The 25,738-nt window shown below is 61.8% G+C and carries 21 protein-coding genes and 6 pseudogenes; 18 read left to right on the top strand and 9 right to left on the bottom strand.

What is annotated here, in order from left to right:
* The first annotated feature begins 98 nt into the window (after positions 1–98).
* Together ACFVJ3_RS32260 and ACFVJ3_RS32255 are read left to right on the top strand one after the other, a co-directional pair.
* On the top strand, positions 99–1,745 hold the full coding sequence (locus ACFVJ3_RS32260; protein ID WP_378455928.1) for an FAD-binding protein: 1,647 nt from the start codon (positions 99–101) through the stop codon (positions 1,743–1,745).
* A complete protein-coding gene (locus ACFVJ3_RS32255) occupies positions 1,723–2,715 on the top strand; it encodes a PDR/VanB family oxidoreductase (RefSeq protein WP_378455954.1) in 993 nt (330 codons plus the stop codon). Before ACFVJ3_RS32260 ends, ACFVJ3_RS32255 begins: the two co-directional genes overlap by 23 nt.
* 164 nt (positions 2,716–2,879) lie before the next feature.
* Here the strand turns inward: ACFVJ3_RS32255 and ACFVJ3_RS32250 are convergent.
* Positions 2,880–3,690, bottom strand: a protein-coding gene (locus tag ACFVJ3_RS32250; protein ID WP_378455927.1) for an IS5 family transposase whose coding sequence is annotated in 2 segments (ribosomal slippage) — positions 2,880–3,119 and positions 3,121–3,690 — 810 coding nt in all. Because the reading frame shifts where the segments join, the coding sequence is not laid out codon by codon here.
* Positions 3,691–3,820: 130 nt separating this feature from the next.
* On the opposite strand from ACFVJ3_RS32250, the gene ACFVJ3_RS32245 reads away from it, so the two are divergent.
* On the top strand, positions 3,821–4,213 hold the full coding sequence (locus tag ACFVJ3_RS32245) for a hypothetical protein (protein WP_378455926.1): 393 nt from the start codon (positions 3,821–3,823) through the stop codon (positions 4,211–4,213).
* A gap of 123 nt (positions 4,214–4,336) precedes the next feature.
* Here the strand turns inward: ACFVJ3_RS32245 and ACFVJ3_RS32240 are convergent.
* Positions 4,337–4,618, bottom strand: a pseudogene (locus tag ACFVJ3_RS32240) (IS21 family transposase); the annotation flags it as partial.
* A 149-nt stretch (positions 4,619–4,767) separates the two neighbouring features.
* Here ACFVJ3_RS32240 and ACFVJ3_RS32235 point away from each other — a divergent pair.
* The 9 genes and pseudogenes from ACFVJ3_RS32235 to ACFVJ3_RS32195 form a co-directional block, all read left to right on the top strand.
* Positions 4,768–5,130: pseudogene (locus ACFVJ3_RS32235) on the top strand (transposase); the annotation flags it as partial.
* 175 nt (positions 5,131–5,305) lie between these two features.
* Entirely contained in the window at positions 5,306–6,691 is a 1,386-nt protein-coding gene (locus ACFVJ3_RS32230) for a Rieske 2Fe-2S domain-containing protein (protein ID WP_378455925.1), read from the top strand.
* A complete protein-coding gene (locus tag ACFVJ3_RS32225; RefSeq protein WP_378455924.1) occupies positions 6,691–6,951 on the top strand; it encodes a dihydrodiol dehydrogenase in 261 nt (86 codons plus the stop codon). Before ACFVJ3_RS32230 ends, ACFVJ3_RS32225 begins: the two co-directional genes overlap by 1 nt.
* A complete protein-coding gene (locus tag ACFVJ3_RS32220) occupies positions 6,941–7,762 on the top strand; it encodes an SDR family NAD(P)-dependent oxidoreductase (RefSeq protein WP_378455923.1) in 822 nt (273 codons plus the stop codon). Before ACFVJ3_RS32225 ends, ACFVJ3_RS32220 begins: the two co-directional genes overlap by 11 nt.
* Positions 7,763–7,820: 58 nt before the next feature.
* The gene (locus ACFVJ3_RS32215; protein WP_378455922.1) at positions 7,821–8,351 is read left to right on the top strand and encodes an aromatic-ring-hydroxylating dioxygenase subunit beta; all 531 of its coding nucleotides are present in this window, start codon (positions 7,821–7,823) and stop codon (positions 8,349–8,351) included.
* 63 nt (positions 8,352–8,414) lie between these two features.
* Positions 8,415–8,609: a ferredoxin gene (locus ACFVJ3_RS32210; protein ID WP_378455921.1), complete on the top strand. Its 195-nt coding sequence runs from the start codon at positions 8,415–8,417 to the stop codon at positions 8,607–8,609.
* Positions 8,602–9,807, top strand: a complete 1,206-nt coding sequence (locus ACFVJ3_RS32205; RefSeq protein ID WP_378455920.1) for an NAD(P)/FAD-dependent oxidoreductase — start codon at positions 8,602–8,604, stop codon at positions 9,805–9,807. The genes ACFVJ3_RS32210 and ACFVJ3_RS32205 overlap by 8 nt, the downstream gene beginning before the upstream one ends.
* A 57-nt stretch (positions 9,808–9,864) precedes the next feature.
* Positions 9,865–10,815, top strand: a complete 951-nt coding sequence (locus tag ACFVJ3_RS32200) for an oxaloacetate decarboxylase (RefSeq protein WP_378455919.1) — start codon at positions 9,865–9,867, stop codon at positions 10,813–10,815.
* Positions 10,816–10,864: 49 nt separating this feature from the next.
* Positions 10,865–11,443: a cysteine hydrolase family protein gene (locus ACFVJ3_RS32195; protein ID WP_378455918.1), complete on the top strand. Its 579-nt coding sequence runs from the start codon at positions 10,865–10,867 to the stop codon at positions 11,441–11,443.
* Between the two features lie 49 nt (positions 11,444–11,492).
* On the opposite strand, the pseudogene ACFVJ3_RS32190 reads toward ACFVJ3_RS32195, so the two are convergent.
* Positions 11,493–11,934, bottom strand: a pseudogene (locus ACFVJ3_RS32190) (transposase); the annotation flags it as partial.
* 58 nt (positions 11,935–11,992) lie between these two features.
* Here ACFVJ3_RS32190 and ACFVJ3_RS32185 point away from each other — a divergent pair.
* Positions 11,993–12,867 (top strand): annotated as a pseudogene (locus tag ACFVJ3_RS32185) (ISAzo13 family transposase); the annotation flags it as partial.
* A 21-nt stretch (positions 12,868–12,888) separates the two neighbouring features.
* On the opposite strand, the pseudogene ACFVJ3_RS32180 reads toward ACFVJ3_RS32185, so the two are convergent.
* Positions 12,889–13,402, bottom strand: a pseudogene (locus ACFVJ3_RS32180) (transposase); the annotation flags it as partial.
* A gap of 147 nt (positions 13,403–13,549) precedes the next feature.
* Between ACFVJ3_RS32180 and ACFVJ3_RS32175 the strand changes: the two are divergent.
* Positions 13,550–14,427: pseudogene (locus ACFVJ3_RS32175) on the top strand (IS5 family transposase).
* 678 nt (positions 14,428–15,105) lie between these two features.
* Here the strand turns inward: ACFVJ3_RS32175 and ACFVJ3_RS32170 are convergent.
* Both ACFVJ3_RS32170 and ACFVJ3_RS32165 read right to left on the bottom strand, forming a co-directional pair.
* Complete coding sequence (locus ACFVJ3_RS32170) at positions 15,106–15,966, bottom strand: acetoacetate decarboxylase family protein (protein ID WP_378455917.1); 861 nt, start codon at positions 15,964–15,966, stop codon at positions 15,106–15,108.
* Between the two features lie 251 nt (positions 15,967–16,217).
* On the bottom strand, positions 16,218–18,512 hold the full coding sequence (locus ACFVJ3_RS32165) for an ATP-binding protein (RefSeq protein WP_378455953.1): 2,295 nt from the start codon (positions 18,510–18,512) through the stop codon (positions 16,218–16,220).
* 16 nt (positions 18,513–18,528) lie between these two features.
* On the opposite strand from ACFVJ3_RS32165, the gene ACFVJ3_RS32160 reads away from it, so the two are divergent.
* Entirely contained in the window at positions 18,529–19,551 is a 1,023-nt protein-coding gene (locus ACFVJ3_RS32160) for an IclR family transcriptional regulator (RefSeq protein ID WP_378455916.1), read from the top strand.
* A 127-nt stretch (positions 19,552–19,678) separates the two neighbouring features.
* Here ACFVJ3_RS32160 and dmpG read toward each other — a convergent pair whose 3' ends face one another.
* From dmpG to ACFVJ3_RS32145, 3 genes are all read right to left on the bottom strand, one after another.
* The gene (dmpG, locus tag ACFVJ3_RS32155) at positions 19,679–20,722 is read right to left on the bottom strand and encodes a 4-hydroxy-2-oxovalerate aldolase (protein WP_378455915.1); all 1,044 of its coding nucleotides are present in this window, start codon (positions 20,720–20,722) and stop codon (positions 19,679–19,681) included.
* The gene (locus ACFVJ3_RS32150; RefSeq protein ID WP_378455914.1) at positions 20,719–21,630 is read right to left on the bottom strand and encodes an acetaldehyde dehydrogenase (acetylating); all 912 of its coding nucleotides are present in this window, start codon (positions 21,628–21,630) and stop codon (positions 20,719–20,721) included. Before ACFVJ3_RS32150 ends, dmpG begins: the two co-directional genes overlap by 4 nt.
* 70 nt (positions 21,631–21,700) lie before the next feature.
* A complete protein-coding gene (locus ACFVJ3_RS32145) occupies positions 21,701–22,384 on the bottom strand; it encodes a 2-keto-4-pentenoate hydratase (protein ID WP_378455913.1) in 684 nt (227 codons plus the stop codon).
* A 402-nt stretch (positions 22,385–22,786) separates the two neighbouring features.
* Between ACFVJ3_RS32145 and ACFVJ3_RS32140 the strand changes: the two genes are divergently transcribed.
* From ACFVJ3_RS32140 to ACFVJ3_RS32130, 3 genes are read left to right on the top strand one after another with little or no spacing between them, the layout of a single operon-like run.
* Positions 22,787–24,124, top strand: a complete 1,338-nt coding sequence (locus ACFVJ3_RS32140) for a cytochrome P450 (RefSeq protein ID WP_378455912.1) — start codon at positions 22,787–22,789, stop codon at positions 24,122–24,124.
* A gap of 2 nt (positions 24,125–24,126) precedes the next feature.
* Entirely contained in the window at positions 24,127–24,447 is a 321-nt protein-coding gene (locus ACFVJ3_RS32135) for a 2Fe-2S iron-sulfur cluster-binding protein (protein ID WP_378455911.1), read from the top strand.
* 8 nt (positions 24,448–24,455) lie between these two features.
* Positions 24,456–25,685: an NAD(P)/FAD-dependent oxidoreductase gene (locus tag ACFVJ3_RS32130; RefSeq protein WP_378455910.1), complete on the top strand. Its 1,230-nt coding sequence runs from the start codon at positions 24,456–24,458 to the stop codon at positions 25,683–25,685.
* Positions 25,686–25,738 lie beyond the last annotated feature (53 nt).

Here is a 25,738-nt window from a genome sequence, read left to right as displayed (position 1 = left end):
CCGGAGTTGTAATTCATCTCGATAGTCATACCGTGAGACAAGACGAACGACTCATGAGAACGCCTTGATCATTGTTTTTCTGAAAGGAATTCACACGCATGACTCAGGAATGGGACATCACTACCGACTTGCTCGTCGCCGGCACCGGGGCTGCGGCCCTGGCGGCAGCGATCGCCGCCGCCGACGACGGCAAACAGGTGCTCGTCGTCGAGAGCACCGACAAATGGGGCGGCACCACGTTCATCTCGGGTGGCGGCGTCTGGTTGCCCGACAATCCGGTCATGCAGCGGGAAGGAGTGCGTGACTCGAAGGAGGAGGCCCTCAAATACCTGGAATCCGTAGTGCACGACGTCGGTCCCGCTTCGTCCCGCGTTCGGAAAGTGGCCTTCCTAAACGGCGTGGCTGACTCGGTCTCCACGCTGGAGAAGCACGGCGTCGAATTCATCCGCAGCAAGGTTTATCCCGACTACTTTTCGCACAAGCCGGGCGGCAGCAGAGGTCGCTCACTGGACGTCAAGGCGTTCGACATCAAGAAACTTGGTGATTATTACGCCAGTACCCGTCACGACGAGGTCATTCCGCTGCCGCTCCAGCTCGACGATTTCGCCGAACTGGCGCTCGGCGTCACCAGTCCGAGGTGCATCAAGCGCGCGCTACGAGTCGGCGGGCGCATCGCGCACGGCGTGCTGACCCGCCGCAAACTGCGCGGCATGGGCGTCGCATTGTCTTGCGCGCTGATGCACGTGGTGCGCCAACAGGGCACGCCGGTGTGGCTCAATGCGCCGATCACCAGGCTGATCATCGAGGATGGCGCCGCAGTCGGCGCTATCGTCAACCGTGATGGCAATGAGATCAGGGTCCGAGCCACCAGTGGCGTTTTCCTCGGCACCGGCGGTTTCGGCCGCAATGCGGAGTGGCGCAAGAAGTACCACGGCCATCCCGGCTGGTCCACAGCTGCCGAGGGCGATGTGGGTACCGGAATCCAGGTTGGCATCGAGGCTGGGGCGGACACCGCCCTGATGGAGTTGGCCTGGGGCACGCCAGCGATTCCGTTCCCCGGCGACAATTCGCGTGGCGTGCTGTTGATCTGGGAACGCTCAATGCCGCACAGCATCACCATCGACCAGCATGGCAAGCGCTACATCAACGAGGCACTGCCCTACGCTGAGTTCGTCCAGGGTGTTCTCGACCACAATGCCGAAGTGCCCTGCGTCCCCTCGTGGATCGTGACCGATCGCCGTCACACGAAGAAGTACGTCAACCTCGCCTCGACGGTCGGCATCGGCAAGCTCAAGCAGGCTGGCACCATCGTCGATGCGCCGACCCTGCGCGAACTCGCGCAAAGCATCGGCGTACCCCCCGACGATCTCGAGGCCACGGTCGCACGCTTCAACGAACTCGTGCGGAAAGGCGTCGACGAAGATTTTCATCGCGGCGAAAACGAATACGAGAACTACTACGGGGATCCCACCTATCCGAACCCCAATCTCGGCGAGCTCAGTGTGGGCCCGTTCCGTGCACTCAAGATGATGCCCGGCGATCTCGGCACCAAGGGGGGTCTGCTCACCGACGAGCACGCGCGCGTGCTCGACACGAGCGGCCAGCCAATCGCTGGTCTGTATGCCAGTGGCAACGCCACGGCGTCGGTGATGGGGCAGTCCTACCCCGGTGCCGGGGGAACCCTCGGACCGGCCCTGGTGTTCGGCTTCATCGGTGGCCGCCATGCCTCTAGGCGTGCGGCGTGACGTCCGAGGAGTAGCAATGTCTGAGGAGCACGAACTCGATCTCGTGGTGACAAGCCATCGGGAAATCGCTGACCAAGTGGCGCAACTGGTCTTGCAGCGACCGGACGGCAGTGAGCTGCCGGAGTGGACGCCCGGGGCACACCTCGATCTGATCATTGAGCCGGGACTGGTGCGACAGTATTCACTTTGTGGCGAACCAACCGATCTGACGCGGTACAAGATCGCCGTGCTCCGCGAGCCGAACAGCCGCGGTGGCTCCCGATACGTCCATGACCACCTAAGCGATGGGGCGGTCGTGCATATGCGAGGACCACGCAACCACTTCGAGTTGGATCCGTCCCCCCGATACCTGTTCATCGGCGGCGGCATCGGGATCACCCCTCTCGTACCGATGGTTGCTCGGGCGGTGGCCGACGGCGCTGACGTGCGTATCGAATATGGCGGACGCAGCCGGGGATCGATGGCCTACCTGCACGAGCTCGAGTCCGAATATCCCGACCGCCTGACAGTTCATCCGCAGGATGAGGTCGGAATGATCGACCTGGACTCGGTGCTGAAGGTTCCGCAGCCGGACACGCTCATTTACTGCTGTGGGCCGGAAGCACTTCTGCAGGCGGTCGAAGAGCGCTCCTCGGCGTGGCCGGAAGGAGCCTTGCACCTCGAGCGCTTCTCTCCCAAAGAGTTCGGCGATCCGGTCCGCACCGAATCTTTCGACGTCGTACTCGAACGGACGGGGAAGACGGTGACCGTCCCACCGGACAAGTCAGTGCTCGAGATGCTCGATGAGGCCGGCGTGTTCACGGTGTCCTCATGCCAGGAGGGCACGTGCGGCACTTGTGAGGCGGTTGTCCTCGAAGGCGAGGTCGACCACCGCGACAGTCTGCTCAGTCCTGCCGAACAGGCAGCAAATGACGTCATGTACCCATGTGTCTCACGCGCAAAGAGCGCCAGATTGGTCCTCGATCTCTAGCGTTTTGCCTCGTGTACCGGGTCGAATCGGGATGAGCTTAGAAGGCGAGGCGGATATGGAGCACGATCCGCTTCTGCCATCCCGGCTGCGATCGCAGATCTTCGAGACACGGTCTCATCGATCGCGACAACTTCAGCTGCGCTTGAGCATGCTAAAAGCGTGTCTCATGTGGGGAGCTTCTTGAAGCAGGTGAGTGCGGCGGCGAGGTGAAGGAAGCCGGCGAAGTGTTCGCCGTGGCGCTCGTAGCGGATGGTCATGCGCCGGTAACCAGTGAGCCAGGCAATGGTGCGTTCGATCTTCCACCGGTGCCGGCCGAGGCGATCGTTTCGCTCGATGCCCCGGCGGGCGATCCGCGGGACGATGCCTCGTTCGCGCAACCACCGTCGGTGAATGTCATAGTCGTAGCGCTTTGTCAGCGCTGACCTTTCGCGGTTTGCGTCGGCGTGGTCCGCGCCTGGACTTCGTTGCCGGAATCGCTGCCACCAATGGTTGCAGCATCGTGCTGTCGTGGGTGTTCGCCCCGGTCACGCCCACGACCAGTGGGATTCCATTTGTTTCGGACAGGACGTGGATCTTCGATCCCTTCTTGCCGCGGTCGACCGGGCTGGGACCGGTCAGTGAGCCCCCCTTTTTTGCCCGGACGCTTGCCGCGTCCAGGATTGCTGCCGTCCAGTCGAGTTCGCCCGCGCTACCGAGCCGGTCGAGCACCTCGCAATGGAGTTTCTCGAACACCCCATCCCGCACCCAGGCACTGAACCGTCGATGCGCGGTCGGCACGGTTACCCCGAAGGAGGGCGGCAGGTGCCGCCACGCACATCCGCTGGTGAGCACGTACACGATCGCGGTGAACACCGCCCGGTCATCGGCCGGCGCACTTCCACCACCCTGCGGCCGGGCGGCAAAGCGCGGAATCAACGGTTCGACGATCTCCCACAACGCATCCGGAACCAACCTCAGTGACAACCCATCTACCACACGTCACATTATGTCCCACACGTCACTTCATCCACATGAGACACGCTCTAAGTCACCTCCGGCAACTTCGTCAGGGGGTTTTCTTGCAACGGCCGCACTCGATCGTCGTGCAAAAGTCACTGTGGCGCAGGTGCCGATCGTCAACGGTCGGGAATGGATGTCGTGGCTGCGGACCCCTGAGCAGGGGGAAGCCTTGCAGGACGCACTGGATGAGGACCGCCGTCGCCGTTTCACGGGCCAACCCAGCGCCCGGGTACCGGTCGCCGGGCTGTTCTCCTCCAACGAAGTCTGCGGCGTGCCGACCGACGCAGAGGTGCGGGGGTTCATGGCGAGTCTGGATGAGTTGTCCCGAACCTGGTGTCAGGACATCGCACTTGAATCGGTTGATCGGGTCTTGGCGTTCAATCCTTCGGCAACGATCGACCAGATCGCGCCTCGGCCCCTGCTCGTCATCGCGCTGTCGGGCTACGAGGTACTGCACCCGCTGCAGCTCGATCCTAACGGCCTACGCTCACGCCGGTGAGCCGAAGAAGTTGGCGCTCCTACCTTACGACCAGCTCGGACTCTATGGCGGGGAAGGTACGATCCACGGCTTGACGGCGGCAGGTGAGTTCTTCGCCGAACATCTGCCGGTGGTCGCTGGTGGGGTCAGCGTCGGATACGACAGGCCGATACCTGAGCTCCTCGAGTTCGTCGCACAGGTGCGCGCCCACAGATGCGGGTCCTCGGACAGCCGGCAGGTCACGTAGTCGACGAACGGGGCGAATGGATCCGGTTCGCGGCGTTTACGCACTCCGGGGGTGCGTTCGCCGTTCAGGTAGGCCCGGACGGTTTTGCGGTCCCGGCCGGTGTGCCGGGCGATCGCCGAGATCGACCAACCTCGTTTGCGTAGGGCATGTACTTCTACATCGTCCTCCCATGTCAGCATGAGATGCGAAGGTCCGCGTTGACTCATCCAAAATGCCCGCGTAATCCCTTCGTTGCCTCACGTGAGAATGCCCGTGTAGCGGCGGCGTGTCGATCACATCGGTGCGGTGGTCGAGGGTAGGGCCGGATGATGGGACTGACCATGGCTGAACGCAGAGCCCGGACCGGCTCACCGACGACGAACGCGCTCAGCTTGACGCGCTCCTGGGACGCAGTCCTGCCCTGACCACCACCCGAGAGCTGGTGCATGACTTCGCCGAGATCATGACCGACCGCCGCGGCGTCGACCTCGCCGCCTGGATGACCGCTGTCGACGCTGACGGGGAACCGGCGCTGCGGTCCTTCGTCCGGGGTCTGCGCCGAGACCTCGACGCCGTCACCGCGGGACTGACCCTGTCGCACAGCTCCGGTCCCGTCGAAGGCCACGTCAACCGCATCAAGATGCTCAAACGCCAAATGTACGGACGCGCCAACCTCGACCTTCTCCGCAAACGCGTGATCCACGCCGTATAGCCCAGCCCCGCAACAGAATCACGGAGAGTGCGCCAGATCCAATTTCAGCGAGCGCCATCACTTCGTTCAACATACCCGAACGATCCTCGGTAGGTGCATCGGCGCGGCCTAACATGAAGCCCAACGCACTTGGCGATCTACGCGACTCAGCCCGCAACAAGAGATTGGACTATCGATGACATCGACCTCCACTAATGGTGCTTATGTCAACCGGAAAGCTTTCTTCTCACCTGAGGTCTTCGCTGAGGAGCGCGAGCGAATCTTCCGGCACACATGGCAGTTCGTTGCCCATGAGACCGAGATCCCGAGTCCCGGGGACTATGTGCAGAGGAAGCTCGGCACTGACACCGTTATCGTGACTCGGTCCGAGAAGGGCGAGTTTAAAGTCATGCTGAACAGCTGCAGCCATCGCGGCGCCCAGCTGTGTACTGCAGACATGGGCAACACGTCGCACTTTCGGTGCAGCTACCACGGATGGACCTATAACAATTCCGGCGACCTCCGTGGCGTTCCGCAGATGCCCGCACTGTACGGGAAGATGGACCGCAGCTCCCGCGGCTTGGTGCAGGCCCGGGTCGCGACGTTCTACGGTCTGATCTTCGCCAATTGGGATCACTCGGGGCCATCACTCGACGACTATCTCGGTGACATGAAGTGGCACATGAAGTTGATGTTCGATCGCGACTTCGAAGTGCTTGGTCCGCCGACGCGCTTACTGGGGCACCACAATTGGAAGTCCGGTGCCGAGAATTGGCTCGCCGACGGCTACCACGGCGAAATGACACACAAAGTCATCATCGACATGGGAGTCGTTCTTCAACCCGGTGTCCTCATGCCGTACCTGGCAAGTCAGGGAGCGGGGATGCCGACGCCAGACGAGTCTATGGGCGATCTCAACGACTTTTACGTCACCACAGACCAGGGACATTCGAGCATGGCATACCGGCTGCCATTGAAGTTCGAACGCTCGCCGGTAATCGGCTACGAGACTCACCTCTGGGATGATTTCGCTTCTCGGATGGACTCGGAAGAACTGGAATGCGCACGTAATCGGGTCGCCACGGTCGCCACCATTTTCCCCAACTTCTCCTATGCCGACCTCACCATGGGCACATTGGGCGACGACACACCACCGATCAGCCTGTTCATTGCGCGTGTCTGGATTCCTGTGGCCGCCGACCGGACCGAGCTGTTCAATCTGGTTCTGGTCCCCAAGGGGGCGTCCGAGGAATGGAAGCGTCAGGCGGAGATCGCGTTCGCTCGGAACCTCGGCTCGGGCGGCGTCTTTGAGGTCGACGACTTGCAGAATTGGACCGGGATGGCCGACGCGAACGCCGGCGCGGTCGCGCAGTCGATCTCCCATGATTACACTGCGCTGCCAGATGTCACCCCAGTAGACAAGCCAGAGTGGCCGGGCAACATCTACGCAGGCCCCGTTCACGACGTACAGTTCCGCAACTACTACAACGCGTGGTCGCGATGGATGACGGACTCTTCCGATGTGGTGACCGGCATCGACGAGGAAGCTATTGCCGTCCCGGACAGTCAGACCACAGTCTGATGGCGGGGCTGGAAGCCGCAGCTGGCTCGCTCTCTGCTCCGGAAGCGTTCACCGTCATGAATGAGTTCGGAGCCGTGCGCATTCGCAAAATCCGCACGCGTAACGGGGAACGTCTCGAGATCAGCAGTCCTCGCTTGGGCTATTCAGTTCAACTGGACGCCCTCAAACTAGAGGCCTTGTCATGGCAAACCGAGGAGTTCTTCTCGGCATTACTGGAGACCCCACTCGGTCCCGAAAGTGAGATAAATCATGAGTTCTGAGCAAGGTACGAGGCCCGGCCGCCTGACCGGCAAGGTTGTGCTTGTCACTGGCGCCGGCAATGGGATTGGTAGAGCGGTAGCTGAGCTTGCCTACTCCGAGGGCGCGCAGGTAGCTCTGCTCGATTACGACGGCGAGGCCGCGTTGGCCGCTGTTGAGGCGATTGGGGGCGACCACGATCTCATGTCGATCCAAGCCGATATCAGCAACCCGCCGGACATCGACTCGGCAGTCACTGCCGTACTCGAAACGTTCGGGCGCGTTGACGTTCTGTTCAATGTCGCGGGCGTCTTCGACATGATGACGCCGACCGAGGAGTTGACCGTCGAGCGCTGGAACAAAGTTTTCGACGTCAACGTGCGCGGAACGATGCTTCTCACTCAACGAGTACTTCGGGAGATGCTGCCGCGCGGGTCGGGAGCCATCGTCAACACTGCTTCGACAGCGAGCCTGATCGCTGGTGGGGGCGGCACAGCCTACATTGCGTCCAAGGGTGCCATCGCCAGCATGACGCGGCAGGTTGCGTGGGAAGTGGCGGAGCGAGGTGTACGGGTGAACGCCGTGGCTCCCGGCGCGACGGAAACGAACTTTCCGAACCGCGCGGCTGCGATACTCGGCTCGGATGAGCAGGGTCCGGCGGCGGCGAGAATGCTGGCTAGAGCAATGGAAAGCGCCACCCACGGCGCGATCCCGATGGGACGGCTCGGCAGCCCTATGGAGATGGCCAAGGCCGCAGTGTTCCTCGGTTCTGATGATGCCAGTTACATCACCGGTGCTCTGCTGGTCGTCGACGGCGGTTTGACGATCCAATGACACACGCCCTGCACCCTGTGCCCCGCGGTGGAACACGTTCGAAGAAGGGACAATCAAGATGACCACGCTTGAAACCACGGTTGATCCGGCCACGCGGCAACGCATCGCCGACTTCCATCTGTTCGAGACCGCTCTGCTCGATGACCGGCGGCTCAACGACTGGATCGAGCTACTCACCGAAGACTTCAGCTACGAGATTCCTACGCCGTACACACCGGACAACCCCAACTTGCCCCCGTGGTCGGACGGGACATACATCATCCACGAGAACAAGCCATCACTCAAGGTGCTGTGGGCCGATCGGTTCTCACCTCATAACTTTGAGTTCGCCTGGGGCGAGAACCCCGTTCAGCGCGTCCGTCGGTTCGTCACCAACATTCAGGTTCATGCCGGTGAGAAGTCAGGCGAGTACGTCGTGCGCTCCAACATCATGCTCAGCTTTGCCCGCCAGTCGGACCCAGTCGCGCTCGTTCCGGCAGGGCGGGTGGATCTTGTTCGTGAGGTCGACGGTGAACTGAAGTTGGCTCAGCGCATTGTGCACCTAGATCAGACGCTGATGACGATCACACACATGAGGCTGATCTTCTGACCACCCCGCCCAGTGACGTAGGGCGCATGAGCGCGTGGATTGACGCGAAATAACGGAGTAGAGATGAAGATTGAAGTACGGCGCGATGTGTGTGTGGGTTACGCGTCATGCATGGTAATTGCGTCCGATGTTTTCGACGTTGACGACGACAACTTGGTCGTGGTGCTCGACGATGACCCTGATCGGGAGCGGCTCGTGGTAGTTCAGCAGGCAGCGCGAAGCTGTCCGAAATCAGCGATAACCGTCACCGATGACTGACGCACCGATCGTCATCGTCGGAGCGTCTATTGCAGGAATCACCGCGGCGGAGACGTTGCGCTCACTGGGTGACATTCCGGTAGTAGTTTTAGACGGAGATCACGGGGCCCCCTACGATCGCACCGCATTGTCGAAAGCCGTTCTAACAGAGAATAAATCGCCAGATATAGCGCTTCGTACTCGCGCTGAGTTGCTGGCCATGGGCATACAGTTGCGAACCGGCGCCTATGCTGTCGGCCTGAACCTTGCCGACAAGATTGTATCGTTGAGCGACGGTTCGCAGGTCGGCTACAGCAAGCTACTCATCGCGACCGGCACTAAGCCAACAGTGCCATTCACCGTAGCGGATGATGCGAACATCCACGTCCTGCGGACACACGCAGATGCTGAAGGTCTGAGGTCCAGGCTGCGGTCGACGAAGCATCTGACCGTGATCGGTGGCGGGCTGATCGGTGGCGAAGTCGCCAGCGCAGGTCGAGAACTCGGCGTTACCACCACGTTGATCAGCGTCGAGCCGGGCCCCTTCGCATCTGTGCTGGGTGCAGATATGTCTGCCTATCTGGCTGATTTGCAACAGAATTCAGGAGTTGCCACGCGTTTCAACGCAATGGTGCGGTCGGTGACAGCATCGGACGCTGGCCTGGTCGTGGAACTTGCCAGCGGCGTTGTTGTCGAAGCCGACACCGTTGTGGCGGGTACAGGTGTGCAGCCAGCGGTCGACTGGCTAGCTGGATCGGGGCTCGAACTGTCGGGCGGCATTCTGTGCAGCGCAGCATTTCAATCGAGCGATTCCGATGTCTATGCCGCAGGGGATGTCGCTCGGTGGCCCGGTGGTCCTGCAGGTGAGATGGTGCGTCTTGAACAGTGGACTTGCGCGGCTGACCAGGGGGCGGCTGCTGCGCGTGCCTTGTGGTTTGGCTCAGCTGCGTACTTACCCGAAGCGCTGCCCCCGCCGTACTTCATGACTCAGTTGCACGGGCGCCGGTTCCAAGGGGTTGGCCATCTGGCGCTGTCCGAGGAATCACGATTGCTATCGTCGGCTGGCAGCGCGAAACCCGTTGCCTTGTATAGGTCTGGTGATCGACTGGTGGGTTCGGTGGCGGTAGACAATCCGAGGATAGTAGCGAAGTGCGGTGCATTCTTACGCACCGGCATGTCCTGGGATGAGGCCGTCGACCGCACACTCACTTTAGTGTGATGCATAGAAACTTGACTTGATAGCTGTGCAAACCCGAAATCATGGATAGGAGTAGATATGTCGCGAGCAAGCAAAGGGGATCTGCTGCGAACATTGTTTCGCAACGAGCAAACTGAGCTTGTCCCGTTCGGTGTCCTGCCGATCCACGCGCAGATGGCTCAACGCGCTGGATTCAAGGCATTCCACATCTCTGGGGCGATGGCATCATGGTGGCTCACCGGTTCGCCCGATGTCGGCATGATGACACGCACCGAAGTGATTGATAACGCGAGACGGGTCGCGCGATGCGTGGATATCCCCGTCTACTGCGACGCCGACACGGGTTTCGGTGGCGTGCAGAACGTTCGCCGGACAGTCGAAGAGTTCATCGAGGCCGGGATCGCGGGGATCCATATCGAGGATCAACTCGACCCCAAAAAGGCTGGGGGACAAGCTGGCATCGAGTTGGTGTCGGACGGCGAAGCGGTCGGACGGTTGAACGCAGCGATTGAGGTACGTGACGCTCTCGACAAAGAGTTTGTGATTACCGCCCGCACCGACGGATACGGGACCAGTGGTGGTGGTCTGGACGAGGCTATCCGGCGTGGCCGACTGTACCGCGAACATACCTCGGCTGACGTGATTTTCTTCGAGGGCATACGTACGTGGGACGAGATCGGTACCGCGCTTGCGTCGGTCGACGGGCCGACGTATGCGATTGCCAGCAGACACGCCGGCCCCGCGCCGTCGCTCCCAGAGATGACCCGGATGGGCCAGAGCATCGCGATCGTGCCGTTCATCATTCCCGGAGTTCAAGAAGCGTGGAAGCTGTTACTGCGGGTAAGAGATGCTGGCGACGTAGGCCCGTTTGACAAGTATCTGTCCGAAGCCTTCGCGCTGGAGGGCTGCGAGGAATTCGTAGGCTACGGTGACGCATTCGTCGATCCCACCTACAAAGAGGTCCGAGAGTTCGAAGAGCGATTTCTGCCCCCGGAGCGGCAGCGTGATTACGACACGATTCATGACTGACACCCATCGCACCTGCCGATCGTGGCGGCGAAACCAGAGGAGAAAATAAATGGTGGAACATAAGAGTCGCGTCGGTACTGCACTTATGGTCATGCACGTGCAGCCGCCGCTCACAGACATGGTCGAGGACGACTCGTGGATTGAGCGGATTGCTGACGCCATCGGCGCCGCCCGCGCCGCGGATGTGCTGGTGATCTACGTGGTGGTTGGGTACCGCGCCGGTTATCCGGAATTCCCGGCCAATGACGTTCGGTTACAACAGTTGGAACCCGGACAGCTATTCATCCGGGGATCTTCCGACGCTGTCCACGAGAAGGTCGCGACGAGAGTCGGAGACATTGTCGTTACCACTGTGCGAGTCAGCGCGTTCAGCGGTACGGATCTCGAGCATATTCTGAAGTCTCAGAATATCGATGAGCTCGTCCTCACTGGCATCTCGACGGGCGGGGTTGTGCTCGGAACGTTGGTCGGAGCGTTGGATCGCGACTTCAGAGTCACCGTGTTGAGTGACGCGTGTGCTGACGCCAACCCCAGCACACATCAGGCGCTACTCGATCACTTCGCCGCAGGAGCGCCCTGGTCAGCATCAGTGATACCGACCCAGTCATGGATTCAGCAGCTCGCTTAACGCCGTGAACAGCACGGCGCCGATAGGCACGCGCGTACGTGCCGCCGTCCGCCGCGTGCTCCTTCGCTGCGATCACCGCACGGAGCTCGTCCATACTCACGTCGGAAACATAGCGGCGGGTGACCTGCCACTCGTCGTGCTGCTCGATGACCACCGCGGTCGCCAGACGCAGGAACGCCGCCGGGTTCGGGAAGATCTCGACGACATCGGGGCGACGCTTGATTTCTCTATTCAACCGCACAATTGGATTATTGGACCACACCTTCTGGCAATGAGCCTTCGGGAACGCAGTGAACGCGAACACATCATGCTTGGCCGACTCCATCAACGCCGCGGCCTTCGGGAACGAGCCGGCGAAGGTGTCGGTGACCTGGTTCTACTGCGCGGCCACCTCGACCGGATCGGTATGCGCAAAACGTCTTGACCGCTGCCATCACCGGCGGCACATGCTTGGTCCCCACCGTCGCCCGGATGTTACGCATGAATGTGACTGTGAAATAATAAAGTGTTGGTTTGTGATCGGGGTCTGGTCGGTGCGGTAGGGCGATCGTGTGCGAGGCCGACCGGCGGTTACGGGAGCGGTTCGAGGTCTTGTTGCCGCATCTGAACGAGCGGCAGCGGCGGTTGGCGTTGGCGGCGGAGGCCCGGTCGCTTGGGCATGGCGGGGTGCGGGCGGTCGGTGTCAGTGAGACCACTGTTCGCAGGGGCGTATTCGAGTTGGAGGCCGGCGAGCAGCCGGCGCCGACGGGTCGGGTCTGCCGTCGGGGTGGGGGCCGCAAGGGTGCGGACGCGCTGAATCCGCAGCTGGTGCCTGCGTTGTTGGCGCTGGTCGAGCCGGATGAGCGTGGGGATCCGGAGTCTCCGTTGCGGTGGACGACCAAGTCGCTGCGACACCTGGCCGAGGAGCTGACCCGGCAGGGCCATCCGGTGTCCGCACCAACGGTGGGACGATTGTTGCGGGACAACGGATTCAGTTTGCAGGCCAACGCCAAGACGTTGGAAGGCGAGCAGCACCCGGACCGGGACGTGCAGTTCCGTTACATCAACGAGCAGGTCAAGGCGCACCAGGACGCGGGCGAGCCGGTGATCAGCGTCGATTCGAAGAATAACTCGGCCAGCTGCCCACCCCGGGACGCGAGTGGCGCCCGCACGGCGATCGGGTGCGGGTGGTCGATCACAGCTTCTTCACCGGACCGAATGCGGACCGGGCCATCCCGTACGGCGTCTACGACTTGACCACCGACGCAGGTTGGGTCAATGTCGGCGTCGACCACGACACCGCCGCGTTCGCGGTCGCCTCCATCCGCCGCTGGTGGCAGGCCCGCGGCGCCGCCGACTACCCGCACGCACGCCGGCTGTTGATCACCGCCGACACCGGCGGCTCCAACAGCTACCGGTACCGGTTGTGGAAGGCGGAATTGGCGCACAATGCACCCGGCGCCATGCCATGCTGAACCAGTGAACTGCTGTGCCACAGCCGCGTTCAGCCCGCTGTGCGCGTCGGAGATCACCAGATGCACCCCGGACAGACCCCGACTGCGCAGCCCGATCAGGAACTCCCGCCAGAACTCATACGATTCACTGTCCCCGACCGCGGTGCCCAGCACCTCGTGGGTGCCATCGATCGACACCCCGGTCGCCACCACAAGCGCCTGGGACACCACGTGCGCACCGACACGGACCTTGCAGTAGGTCGGGTCGAGGAACACGTACGGGAAGCTCGTGTGCGTCAAGGTGCGTTCACGGAACCGGGCGATCTCGGCATCGAGGCCCGCGCAGATCCGCGACACCTCCGATCGAGATGCCGGCCTCGACACCGAGCGCACCAACCAGGTCGTCGACGCTGCGGGTGGACACGCCGTGCACGTACGCCTCCATGACTACCGCGTACAGGGCCTTGTCGATCCGGCGGCGGCGCTCCAGCAGGGACGGGAAGAACGAACCGGACCGCAGCTTGGGGAAGGTATGGGCGTCGGCCGTGGGAGAGAATGACTGTCGCCGGAAGCTGAGGGAGCTCGCACGGGGCGCAATCCTGGAAGGGCTTTTGCGACTAGTCTAGAGCGTGTCTGCTTAATGTTTCGGGGATTGATGCGTGATGCTGGGTGAGTGTTGCGCGCCGATGAGATCTCCGATGACCTGTGGGCTGTGATCGAGCCCGTCCTCCCTGTACTGGCTGGCCGGAGGGGACGTCCGTGGAATGACCATCGGTTGACGCTCGACGGGATCGCTTGGCGGTTCCGAACCGGGTCACCGTGGCGCGATCTGCCCGAATACTTCGGCCCGTGGCAGTCGATCTGGGAGCGTCATCGTCGCTGGTCGGACGACGGCACCTATGTGCGGATGTTCGCCGCTGTGCGGGCGGCAGCCCCGGAGCGAGACGGACAGCTCGAACGTCTGCTGTCGATCGATTCGACCATTGTCCGCGCCCATCAGCATTCGGCCGGTGCCCTGACCGATGCGCACACAGGGGGCCCGGTCGAATGACAAGAATCTGATCAACGAACCTGCCGACCACGCACTCGGCCGCTCCCGCGGCGGTTTGAGCACGAAGATCCACGCTCTCACCGACACGTTCTGCTGCCCGTTGACGCTGCTGCTCTCGCCGGGACAGGCAGGCGACAACCCCTACCTGGGCGCCGCTGCTCGACGCGCATCGCGCTCACGACACCGAAGCGTTCCGGCTGCTGGCCGACAAGGCGTACTCGCATCCGAGCACTCGAAAGCACCTGCGGGAACGCCGAATCTCGCACACCATCCCCGAACGCAGTGACCAGATTCGACGTCGCAAGGCGAAAGGATCGGACGGGGGTCGGCCGCCGGCGTTCGACAAGGACCGCTACCGCGAACGCAACACCGTCGGGCGTGGTTTCGGGCGTCTCAAGCAGTGGCGTGGAATCGCCACGCGCTACGACAAGTACGCCACCACCTTTCTCGGTGGCGTACTCTTCGCTGCGCTCGTCATCCATCACCGCGTCCGCAAATAGCAGACACGCTCTAGTGGGCACGCACGGATGGAATGCAATCGAGATGAGCTATTCCACTCGAGCTCACCTACGTGGTTTCGTGAGTGTGGACGAGGGTGTTTCCGGTTCCGATGGATAGTGCCTCTTGTGGTGAGGATGTTGTGAGCGCAACAGCTTCGGTGGCCGTCTTTCTTTCTCGGTAGCGAGTCGCTTCCCACAGAGTTGGTGCAGGTCCGCGGCGAGGGCAGGGTCCAACCCAGTCTGACCGTGCAGAATTCGGAGCACGCGGGTGAAGAACTCCTTCGAAGTGATGCCGAACATTACAAAGATGTCCTCGCTCGTACCACCGCCAAAGTGCCGCCACCGCAACGCAAAATCGAGCATCCTCGTGCTGTCGCTGACTGCTTGAATCCTTTTGGCTTCAACCATTTCTATTCCTCGTGTGAGCGGTTCCGCAGCCACGGTTCATGTGGGCGCGGCGGCGGTACTCGACGACGATCCGAAGTCGTCGCCGAGTACCGCTTCAGTGATTTGTCGCCGCGCCTCTTCGTCAGGACGAACGTTTCGCGACGGCCGTACATCAATGGTTGTGATGATGCCGAACGGGATACTTGCGTGACTGTCGGATCATGCAACCAGCGGAGCTCCGGTAGCCGAAACAGGTCGGAGCAGTGGGGTGTCGTTCGGTGCCGAGTCGCCTCAGGCGTTGGCGGCGACGGGGGCGTGGGCATCGAGCGGCAGGTGCTCGAGCACGGTCATACCGCTGAAGAGCTCCTTACTGCAGGTCAGTTTGTAGCTGAACTCCCCGGACACACCGAGGACCGGCATCTCGTTCAGGGGGTCGAGTTCGTCGTTGCCGAAAGTGATACTTCCCTTGTCCGCCGTCCATGCCTGGGTGATGGTGTTGTTGTTATCGGTGCTCGCGATGCAGACGGATCGTTCGACGAACCCGGAGAAGTCGACATCGGGGATTTCGCGGACAGTGAGCGTCCTCGGCCACTGGGAACTTGCGGCGTTGATTAGTTCGACCTCGTTTTCAGGCACCTCGGCGCCCGTGCGGATGGTCATGGTCACCAGTCGGACACCGCGCCGGGTAACGGAAATTTCGAACTCGTTGCCCCCGATCGGTGTGAAGTGGATGTCGGCCATCTTTTTCAGCATTCCGAAGTACACGCCCCACGGTCCCATGATGTCCATCTGGGTCTTGTCCCCGTGGACACCGTCCACGTACTCCCAGCCGGCGCGTCCGGTGGTGTCTCCGTGGCGGACATGGGCCATGAACATGAAACCCTGGTACGGGGTGATACGCCCGTCGTATGCCCGGCATTCGGGATTGACGAAGTATTGGACCTCGACTTCGGGGGGAAGATCGCGATTGACCTTCAGACCCGGGGGCACGATTAGCTTTTCGATGGCATCGTGGGTGCTGGTGTATGTCAGCGCGAACCAGATTCCGTTCGGCATGGCCGGGCCGTCGTACTTGTAGGCGTTTCCCGGGCGGGTGCCGACCAGGTTGAGATTTCCGCCTGTATATCCGGGACTTACGCTGTTGCCCGTCATCAGATCTCCTTACGGTGTCGATAAGGGTTGATATTGTGATGCTTGCCTGTGGGCGATGTACTCGCCTGTCACTCTATGAGGCGTGAACCACTGCCACGTATCGCCGTTCGGACTATCCGAACGGACTTGTAGGGACTCGGCCGGGTACGGGTACGATGAGGTCAATGGGCGCGAAGCGATCTAGCCTTGCAAGTGGTGCGACCGACCCGAGAGAGAGCGTCGCGGATTAGCCGATGGCTGCTTTCTCGGCCCTATTGTTGCTCGGCAACCCATACAGCGATTTGGCTACGCGAGGTAAAACCGAGCTTGATGAGGATATTTTCGACATGCCCCTGTGCCGTGCGGGGGGCGATTACCAGATCCTCGGCGATAGCTCTATTCGTGAATCCTTCGGCGACCAGCGCGGCAACTTCTTGTTCCCGCTTCGTCAACTTGGTCAGTTCACTGACCGAGGCGGGCTTAGCCGAAGGATGCTCCTCGAGGGCGAAAGCAATAGCTTCCTCGCGACGCATACCGGCCCCACGTTCGCGCGCCGACTCGAACTTCCTGGTTCCCAGTGCGCGGCGTGCCCGCTGCTCACATCGATCCTGGAAGGTTCGCATGTCGGGGAAGGCGACGGTATTCCCGCCCAATTGGTGCGACAACGTTGCGGCAGCGCCAATCAACGTGGCGGCCCGTCGCTCGAGATTGTTGTCCGCGGCGATCCAGGCGAGGATTTCCAGGCACCAGGCGAGGGCAAGCGGATCGTCGACGCGCCGAATCCGCTCCAGTCCGCGGCGCAGCGCATCCGCTGCCTGTTCGGAATCACCCTGCAACCAGAGTGAGATGCCCAGGGCCCATAGTGGATACACTTGGAGCGCCGGCAACTCGCCGATCGCGGTAAGTGCAAGGGCCTGATCGAGGCTGTTGATCGCTCCTTCCACGTTTCCTGCAGCGAGTCTCGCCAAGCCGAGGCCCAGAAGCGACCCGAACTGCAGAAAAGTATTCGAGTCTGCTTCGAACATCTCAGTGGCGGTCTGCAGATGAACGGAAGCTCGATCGGGTTCACCTCGATACAACGCCAGGAGTCCAGTGGCGTGCTGCGCGAGGGCGCCGGTCGATGCGTTCGCGTGGACGTCGGTGATCGCCCTCGCATGGTCGATCAGTGCGCCTGCCGTTTGCGTGTCACCCTGCAGACCTGCCAAGACACTGTCGAGAAGTATCGCGTCCGCCCGGCTACGAGGTTCAGCGGAGAGTGCGTCGGCGGCCCGGTCGAGCCATCGACGTCCCTCACTGAAGTGCCCGCTGATGAGCCAGAAGGGATACAGAGTCGTCGCGAGCGATACTCCTGCTTGTTCGTCGCGGGCCTCTTCGAAGCAGTACTCCATCGCTTCACGGAGGTTGGCCTGTTCTCGTCCGAGCCGTGCGGCCCAAGCGCTGTGGCGTGCGCTGACCCACTCATTCGCGGCGCGGCTCGCCAACTGGCCATACCAGTCGCGATGCCGTCGACGAATTCCGTCGTACTCCCCGTTCGCAACCAATTGCTTCCGGCCGTACTCGCGCAACGTGTCCAGCATGCGGTACCGGACATTCGAGCCGGGTTCGTCCCTGATCAAGATCGACTTGTCGACGAGGGAACCGACGAGGTCGAGCATGTCGGTGGTCTGTCCTTCCGCGCAAATACCCTCGATCGCGTCCAGCTCGGCACCACCGGCGAACAGAGACAGGCGTGCCCAAAGTCGTTGTTCGTCCGGACCGCACAGGTTGTAGCTCCAATCGACCGAAGACCGCAGGGTTTGTTGCCGCGAGGGCGCGCCTCGGCGGCCGGCGGTCAGCAGTTGGTAACGATCGGTGAGGTGTTCCAGGATTTGGGAGGTGGACAGGGTGTGTAGCCGGGCGGCTGCGAGTTCGATCGGCAACGGCAGTCCGTCAAGGCGTTGGCAGATGCGAATGACGTCATTCCTGTTCGCCGCGGTGAGCCGAAACCCCGGCACATGTGATCTCGCCCGCTCGGCGAACAAGATGACTGCGTCGGACACGGTCGAGCTATCGGCGGGGGGCTCGGAGGTCGCGGCGGGGATAGTCAGCGGTGGGACGCCGACTACCGACTCGCCGTCGATATTGAGTCGTTCCCGGCTGGTGGCGAGTATCCGGAGTTCTGGCCCCGCTTTGAGTAGAGACTGGGCGAACTCGGCGGTCGCGTCGAGTAGGTGTTCGCAGTTGTCGAGGATCAGCAGTAACTGTCGAGTCGCGAGATACTCGAACAGTGCCTGCCGGATCGGGCGGTTGGTGCGGTGAACTAGACCCAGGCTGCTTGCCACCGTGTCGGCCAGCAGCGAAGGGTCGCGCAACTCGCCGACTTCGATCAACCAAACGGAATCCTTGAAGGCCCGGTGGACAGCAGCGGCGGCTTTGAGCGCAAGACGTGTCTTCCCGACCCCGCCAGTCCCGGTCAACGTTACGAGCCGGGACATCTGCAACTGCTGCTTGACCTCGGCTAGTTCACGTCTGCGTCCGACAAAGCTGGTCAACTCCGACGGCAGACGCCCGACCTTGCTGTGTTCCATCTCACTCACGCCACCGATGTTGCCACTTCGCACGACTCGAAATCGACCCAATGCGTATTCGAACAGTTGTTCTAACTCAAACGGCGATCCCCGCCTTCTCACGGCGTCGAACGCACGGGTGCGACCTCGGGCCGCTGGAACTAGGTACAAATACCCGCACTATGACCGGTATGGGGTTTCGGCACGCACAGCATGCTCGGGTCACTACAACTTGCAGTGTCCGTTCTGTTCGACAAAACAGCGGCGGGTGGAGGATGGAGGAGCAATGCTCGGAACCGTAGCCAAGGCCGGACGGGTGCTTGACCTTTTCACCAGCACAAATCCGGAGTGGGGTGTGTGTGAGGTGGCCGATCGGCTCGAGATTCCCAAGTCCAGCGCCCACGCGCTGCTCTCTACTCTGTGTGAGATAGGTTTGACGCGCAGGTCCGTCGGGGGTCGATACCGACTCGGGTGGCGAATCGCCGAGCTGAACCGGACGCTGGTTGGCACCACAGGATTGCTCGCCAGCGCGCGCCCTGTGCTACATCAGCTGGCTGATCAACTGCATGCGACGGTCGAGCTGGCCGCACTTCGGCACCTCAAGGTTTCTATTCTGGACTCCGTGGACGGCGCCGCGGCCAGGAACTCTCGCACTGTCGGCCCGGCCCGACCCAGCAGCCCTCATGGCACTGCGTTGGGCAAGGTTCTGCTCGCCCATTCTGAGGTAAGAGTGATCGACGCCTTCATCGGGGACGATCGACTCATGCAACATACGCCCCATACGATCACGTGCCCGACGAGATTCCGTGCCGAGCTGAAGGCCATCCGTCTACGGGGAGTCGGGTGTGACGTAGAGGAAGCCCACATCGGTCTGTGTTCGGTCGCAGCGCCGATCCGTGATGCTGGGGGCGCGGTCCATGCGGCAATCAGCCTCACGGTGCCGGCTCTGTCGTTTCGACGAGATCGGGAAGTGCTGTGTCGGTCCGTGCAGCGTGTGGCCGGACGGATCTCTACTCATGCGCTGTCGGTCGACCGGGAGATCGGCGTCGGCGCCCGATGAGGCTCCATCCTAAGCGCCATGGTTCCGATGAGTGCGTGGGCTCTCGCCGCCGGTAGGCTTACCCGCTGAGGTCCGCCTATTCCCGTAAGTCGACATTATCGTCACGAAACAGACTGCGGACTCACCCTTACGTGGTGACGGGCATCCCCCCGCGCGACCGAAGCTGGAGCGCGATATCGATGATCATGTCCTCCTGCCCGCCGACAAGCTGAAGCTCGCCACATCGCTGGAGGATTTCGTGGGCCGGAACACCGTACCTTTCGGCGGCGCGTTCGGCGTGGCGTAGGAAGCTGGAATAGACGCCGGCCCATCCCTGCACGATCGCATTACGGTCCATCTTCGGCCAGCGAGGAAGGTAGGGATGGACAACATCCTCGGCTGCGTCGAGTACCGCAAGCACATCGAGACCGGTCTTGATACCAAGCCGGTCGAAGACAGCCGCCAGTACCTCGGTCGGAGAGTTTCCGGCTCCGGCGCCGAGCGCACAGAGAGACCCGTCGATGTACCTGACGCCCGCTTGATACGCGAGGATGGAGTTGGCGACTCCCAGTGAGATGTTCTGGTGGCCGTGGTATCCGACCCAGGCCTGGTCACCGACCTCGCTGATCAATGCTTCGAACCGTGCTGTTGCGTCATCCATCAGCAGTGCGCCTGCGGAGTCGGTCACGTACACCGTCTGGCAACCTGCGTCGACCATGATCCGTGCCTGCCTCGCCAGAGCCCCCGGCGAGGTGCGATGTGCCATCATGAGGAAACCGGCTGTTTCCATACCGAGGTCGACGGCTACCCCGAAGTGCTGTGGTGAGACGTCGGCTTCGGTGCAGTGAGTGGCGACTCGCACCATGCTCGCGCCCGCGTCATGAGCGCGGCGTACATCGTCTGCAGTGCCGATCCCCGGCACCAACAGAACAGCGATCTTCGCGTTGGTCACCTCTTCGCGCGCCGCCGCAATGAGGTCGAGTTCATCGGTGCGGGAGAACCCGTAGTTGAACGACGATCCGCCGAGACCGTCGCCATGTGTTACTTCGATAATCTCGACCCCAGCGGATTCGAGAGCTCGAACCGTGTCCCGCACCTGCTGTTCGGTGAACTGGTGTGCCATCGCGTGGCTGCCGTCGCGCAATGTGGTATCGACGATGCGGATGTCGTGAGTCAGGGGTGGTCGAGTCATGCTGGCGCTCCTGTCATTGCCTGTGCCATCAGGTCGCCCACTCGTGCAGCGGCGGCTGTCATGATGTCAAGGTTTCCGGCGTACTCGGGGAGGTAGTCGCCGTTGCCTTTGACTTCGAGGAAGATTGCGACGCGAGCGTTTCCGCCCCAATCGTCCCGGGGGTCGTCGAACTGCGGTTCGGCTTTGAGGGTATAACCCGGAACGTACTGCTGGACTTCGGTCGCCATCGACTGGACTGACCGGATGATCGCGTCGTGGTCGGCGTCGGGGGAGATCGCGCAGAACACTGTGTCGCGCATGATCATCGGTGGTTCAACCGGATTCAAGATGATGATCGCCTTGCCCCGTTCGGCGCCGCCCACTTCGGCGACGGCGCGTGAGGTGGTATCGGTGAACTCGTCGATGTTCGCCCGGGTTCCGGGGCCGGCGCCGCGCGATGCGACCGAGGCGACGATTTCCGCGTACGGCACCCGGGTGACGCGGGACACCGCGTGCACCATCGGAATAGTGGCCTGGCCGCCGCACGTGATCATGCTGACATTCGGCGCATCGATATGTTGACGGAGGTTGACCGGGGGACACACCATGGGTCCGACGTGTGCTGGAGTCAGATCGACCGCCTGGATGCCGGCCTCGGCGTACTTCGGTGCATGGGCTTTGTGTGCTCCTGCTGAGGTCGCATCGAAGACGATCTGGGGAAGCGGATCCTGACGCAATAGCCAGTCCACACCCTCGGCGGAGGCCGTGATGCCATGAGAGCGCGCACGAGCAAGGCCGTCGGATTCGACGACGCCCACCATGTATGCGACCTGGATCGAATCGAGACGTGACAACTTCGCCAGGAGATCGGTGCCGATGTTTCCCGGGCCGACGATCGCGGCGGTTACGGATTTTGTTGTACTGCTCATTTTTTCACTTTCGCAACTAAGGTGATCCACGCGTGGTCGAGACCGGATCAGCGGAGGCTATCGAGCATCGTCAGTCGGTCACCGTGACCTCGATCGCGCCGAGATGATCGAATTCGGCGCGGAAGGTGTCTCCGGCTTGCAGCGGCACCGCCGCGTGGAGTGCCCCCGTGAGTATCAGGTGGCCGGGCTCGAGGGCGACACCGTTGCTACCCAATACATTCGCGAGCCAGATGAGAACGGTGATCGGATCGCCGAGGGCATCGGCGCCGATGCCCGCCGCCACGACTTTCCCGTTCTTCGTGAGGGACATCCTGATTGCTCGTGGTTCGCTCGTGTCCAGCGGTACGGCAGCGTCGGAGACGACGAGTGCGCCATTGGAGGCGAGATCGGCGACGGTGTCGGCGAGTTTGATACGCCAATCCTCGATGCGTGAGTCGACGATTTCCATCGACGCCGACATCCCTGCAATCGACTGGCGCGCTTGTTCGTATGTCACGCCGGGGCCTACCAGTCGATCGCCTAGGACGAAGGCGATCTCGGCCTCGATCTTGGGAGCAATGAAATCGCCGAGCGAGATCGAATCGCCATGTCGATACATTGTTGATTCCAGGACCGGTCCGTAGTCGGGCGAGTCGATGCCGATCAGCTGCTGCATTGCCGCTGAGGTGGCACCGACCTTGTGTCCAATTACCCGATCACCCCGCGCTATAAGGAGTTTAACGAGTTCTTGCTGAATCTCGTAGCCGTCGTCCATCCCGAGGGAGGCGTCTGAATCCGTGAACGGTGAGATCGGCATCCTATCTCGGCGCGCAAGGTACAAGTCGTGGGCTCTCGATGCGGCGCTCACGATCGTCATCCGGGTGCACTCCTTACGGGGATCCTTGTGCCAGGCGTGGGGCACGCGATAAGTCATGGTCCCGCAGACCTGCGAGGATTCTGACCGAGTCTGATGCCGCTGACGTTAGCCATGCGTAAGGGCAGTCCGAAACCGTCGTTCGGGATAGCTGAACATGACTCCGCGATTCGGGGTGAAGTGATTAGCGTCATATGCGTCGGCGGTACGACCTGCGCGAGGCCACCGACGACCGATACGGTGCCACCCCTCGTCTGACGCGAAGCGGATGGCCAGTGCTCAATCACTCGAAGGTGGGACTTCATGACCAGTCAAATTTCTAACGAATACGATCCGAGTGCATACGACCCGTGCTCGCCGGACGCGAAGCCCGCGGTAGAGGAACATTTCGCGGAGCTCCGTCAGAAATGCCCGGTGCACCACCACCGATTCTCTGAGGACCAGCTGAAGCAACTCAACGACAACCCGTTCGTATCCGGACAGGTCGACGAGATGTACTCCCTCACGCGCTACACAGACATCGAAAAGTGTCTGATGAATCCCGATCTGTTCCTCAGTGCGGAGGGTTCCGGACCCGAACGGATCCGACCACCAGAAGGTGGCGGAACCCTGGCATGGTCCGACGGTGACGCGCACAAGAGATCTCGTCGCATCGCGCAGCCGTCCGTCTCGCCGAAGGTGATCGCGCCGCTCGTTCCCATGCTCCAGGATCGGATCGACGACCTCATCGACGGTTTGGCCGCCGCCGGACGCGCCGACATCATGAAGGACTTCGCACTCCCGCTGACCAGCGGAATGCTCACCTACCTGCTGGGGATGCCCCTCGAGAAGGCCGAAGACGTACAGGAGTGGGCAATGGCCATCCTGTCCATCTGGGGCGGCGACGACGAAGCTGCGAAGCGCGGCGGCAACGCGATGGAGGCGATCAGCGAGTGCGTCGCGACGTGGGGTCAGGAGCAGGTGGCCGCCGTCGAGCGTGGAGAAACGGAACCCAACGCCCTCACGATGCTCATCACCACCCCAGACGATAAGGGTGCCCACTTCAGTCATGGCGAGGTGGTGCAGGCGTTCGCCCAGATGATCGCCGGTGGATTCGAGTCGAGCGCTACCGCGATCGCCAACGGTGTCTACCTCTTCTGCACAAATCCCGACGAGCGAGGCAAATTGCAGGAGCGCCCCGAGCTGATCAACACCGCAGTCGAAGAAGTACTGCGGTACATGGCCCCCATCGAGGGACTGGTGCGAACTACCTCCAGCGAGGTGTCCGTCGGCGGTGTGACGATGGAGGAAGGGACGAAGGTACGCGCTGTCTTCGCGTCGGCGAACATGGATGAGGACGTCTTCACCGAGCCCCGCCGGTTCAAGATCGACCGCGACCGTTCCGAGCTGCAGAAGCACATGTCCTTCGGCAAAGGTGTCCACACCTGCATCGGGAACACCCTGGCGCGTCAGGAGATGAAGCTCGCTTTCACCGCATTGTTCAACCGTATCCCTACTCTCGACCTCGACCCCGACCATCAACCGACTCGCAACAAGGTCATGGTCATCCACGGCTTCGATTACCTGCCTGTGAAGTGGGATCCAGCGACCGTGCTGCCCCGGGAAAGCGCATCCGCACCGGCCGGCGCCGAGAGGGGCTGACCATGCCGAAGATCCATTTCGTCGATCCAAGTGGGACGGAGTTCATAGCTGACGCAGCCGTTGGTCAATCGCTGATGGAGGTCGCAGTCAATAGCGACGTCCCCGGAATCGACGCCGAATGCGGCGGCGAAATGTCATGCGGGACCTGCCACGTCTATGTCAACGAGGAATGGCGCAGTCAAATTTCGGGTCAGAGCGCAGACGAGGAAGAGGCAATCACTTGCCTCGTTGTAGGAGAGGTACGCGAAAACAGCAGGTTGGCGTGCCAGATCGACCTGGAAACGGGGGTGGACGGACTATCCGTGACCATCCCACCAGCATAGGGAACCGAATGAACCACCAATACGATGTCGTCATCGTCGGCGCCGGCCACGCAGGGGTCAACCTGGCCGCGAACCTGACGAAGGGCAACTTCGGCGGGTCTGTTGCACTGCTGAGCGGTGAGACCTCTCTGCCATACAAGCGGCCTCCCTTGTCGAAGGGATACCTGCTCGGAACCGAGAGCGTCGACAATCTTCCGCTCCGATCTGCCTGCTACTGGGCCGACTCCGCGGTCGAGCTGATGTATGACGGCAAGGTCTGCCACGTGGATCCCAATCGCCGGGTCGTCCGCACCGAGGCCGGCAGGGAAATCACCTATGACCAACTGGTGTGGGCCACAGGCGGCAGCGCACGATCGCTCCCCACACCGGGTGCAGACCGTCAGGGAGTCCACCAGATTCGCACGAAGCAGGATGCCGATCGGCTCAAGGCCGAGGTATCTCAGGCCCGTCGGTCGGTCATTGTCGGCGGTGGCTATATCGGCTTGGAGACTGCCGCGGCCTTTCGTGGGCTCGGTCTGGACGTCACCGTGGTCGAGGCCGGAGCGCGCGTTCTCGAGAGGGTCACCTCGAGCGTCGTGTCCGACTACTTCCTCAGGGTGCACCGCGACGCCGGTGTGGATCTCAGGCTGGGCACCACGGTGGCGGAGTTTCGTGGCCGCGGCACACGACTGGAATCGGTTGTTCTGAGTGACGGGACAGAGATTGCCGCGGAACTTGCTGTCATCGGGGTCGGTATGCAGCCGAACATCGAGGTGTTGGCCGCTGCCGGCGCCGCGTGTAGCAACGGTGTCGACATCGACCAGTGGTGTCGGACCAGTATCGACGGTGTATCCGCGATCGGTGACTGCACAAGTCAGTTGCACCCGTACAGCAGGGGACGGAGAGTCCGGTTGGAGTCGGTGCACAATGCGAGCGAACAGGCAAAGGTCGTTGCCTCCGACCTGACCGGTAAACCCGCGCCGAACGTAGAAGTGCCCTGGTTCTGGTCGGATCAATACAGTGTGAAGTTGAAGTCGGCGGGAATCAGCACTGGTTACGACACGCTGATCACACGCGGCGATTCCGACGGAGATTCGTTCACCGTTCTGTACTTGGCGGACGGTGAGCTCATCGCGATCGACTGCGTCAACAGGCCGACCGACTTCGCTCACGGAAGAGCCCTGATCAAGAACAACGCGCGAATCCATCACCGGGATTCCGCAGATCCGGAATGTCCGCTGCAGCTTGCGGTGTGCTGAACCGCTCCGCAACACCTGCCGCGCAATAAGTATTCACAACACCAAGAAGGTTG

Origin of the sequence: Rhodococcus sp. NPDC127593, from assembly GCF_042671975.1 — a bacterium.
Taxonomy (GTDB): Bacteria; Actinomycetota; Actinomycetes; order Mycobacteriales; family Mycobacteriaceae; genus Rhodococcus_F.
Note: the sequence above shows the minus strand (reverse complement) of the source record. Positions and strands in the feature narration are given on the sequence as shown.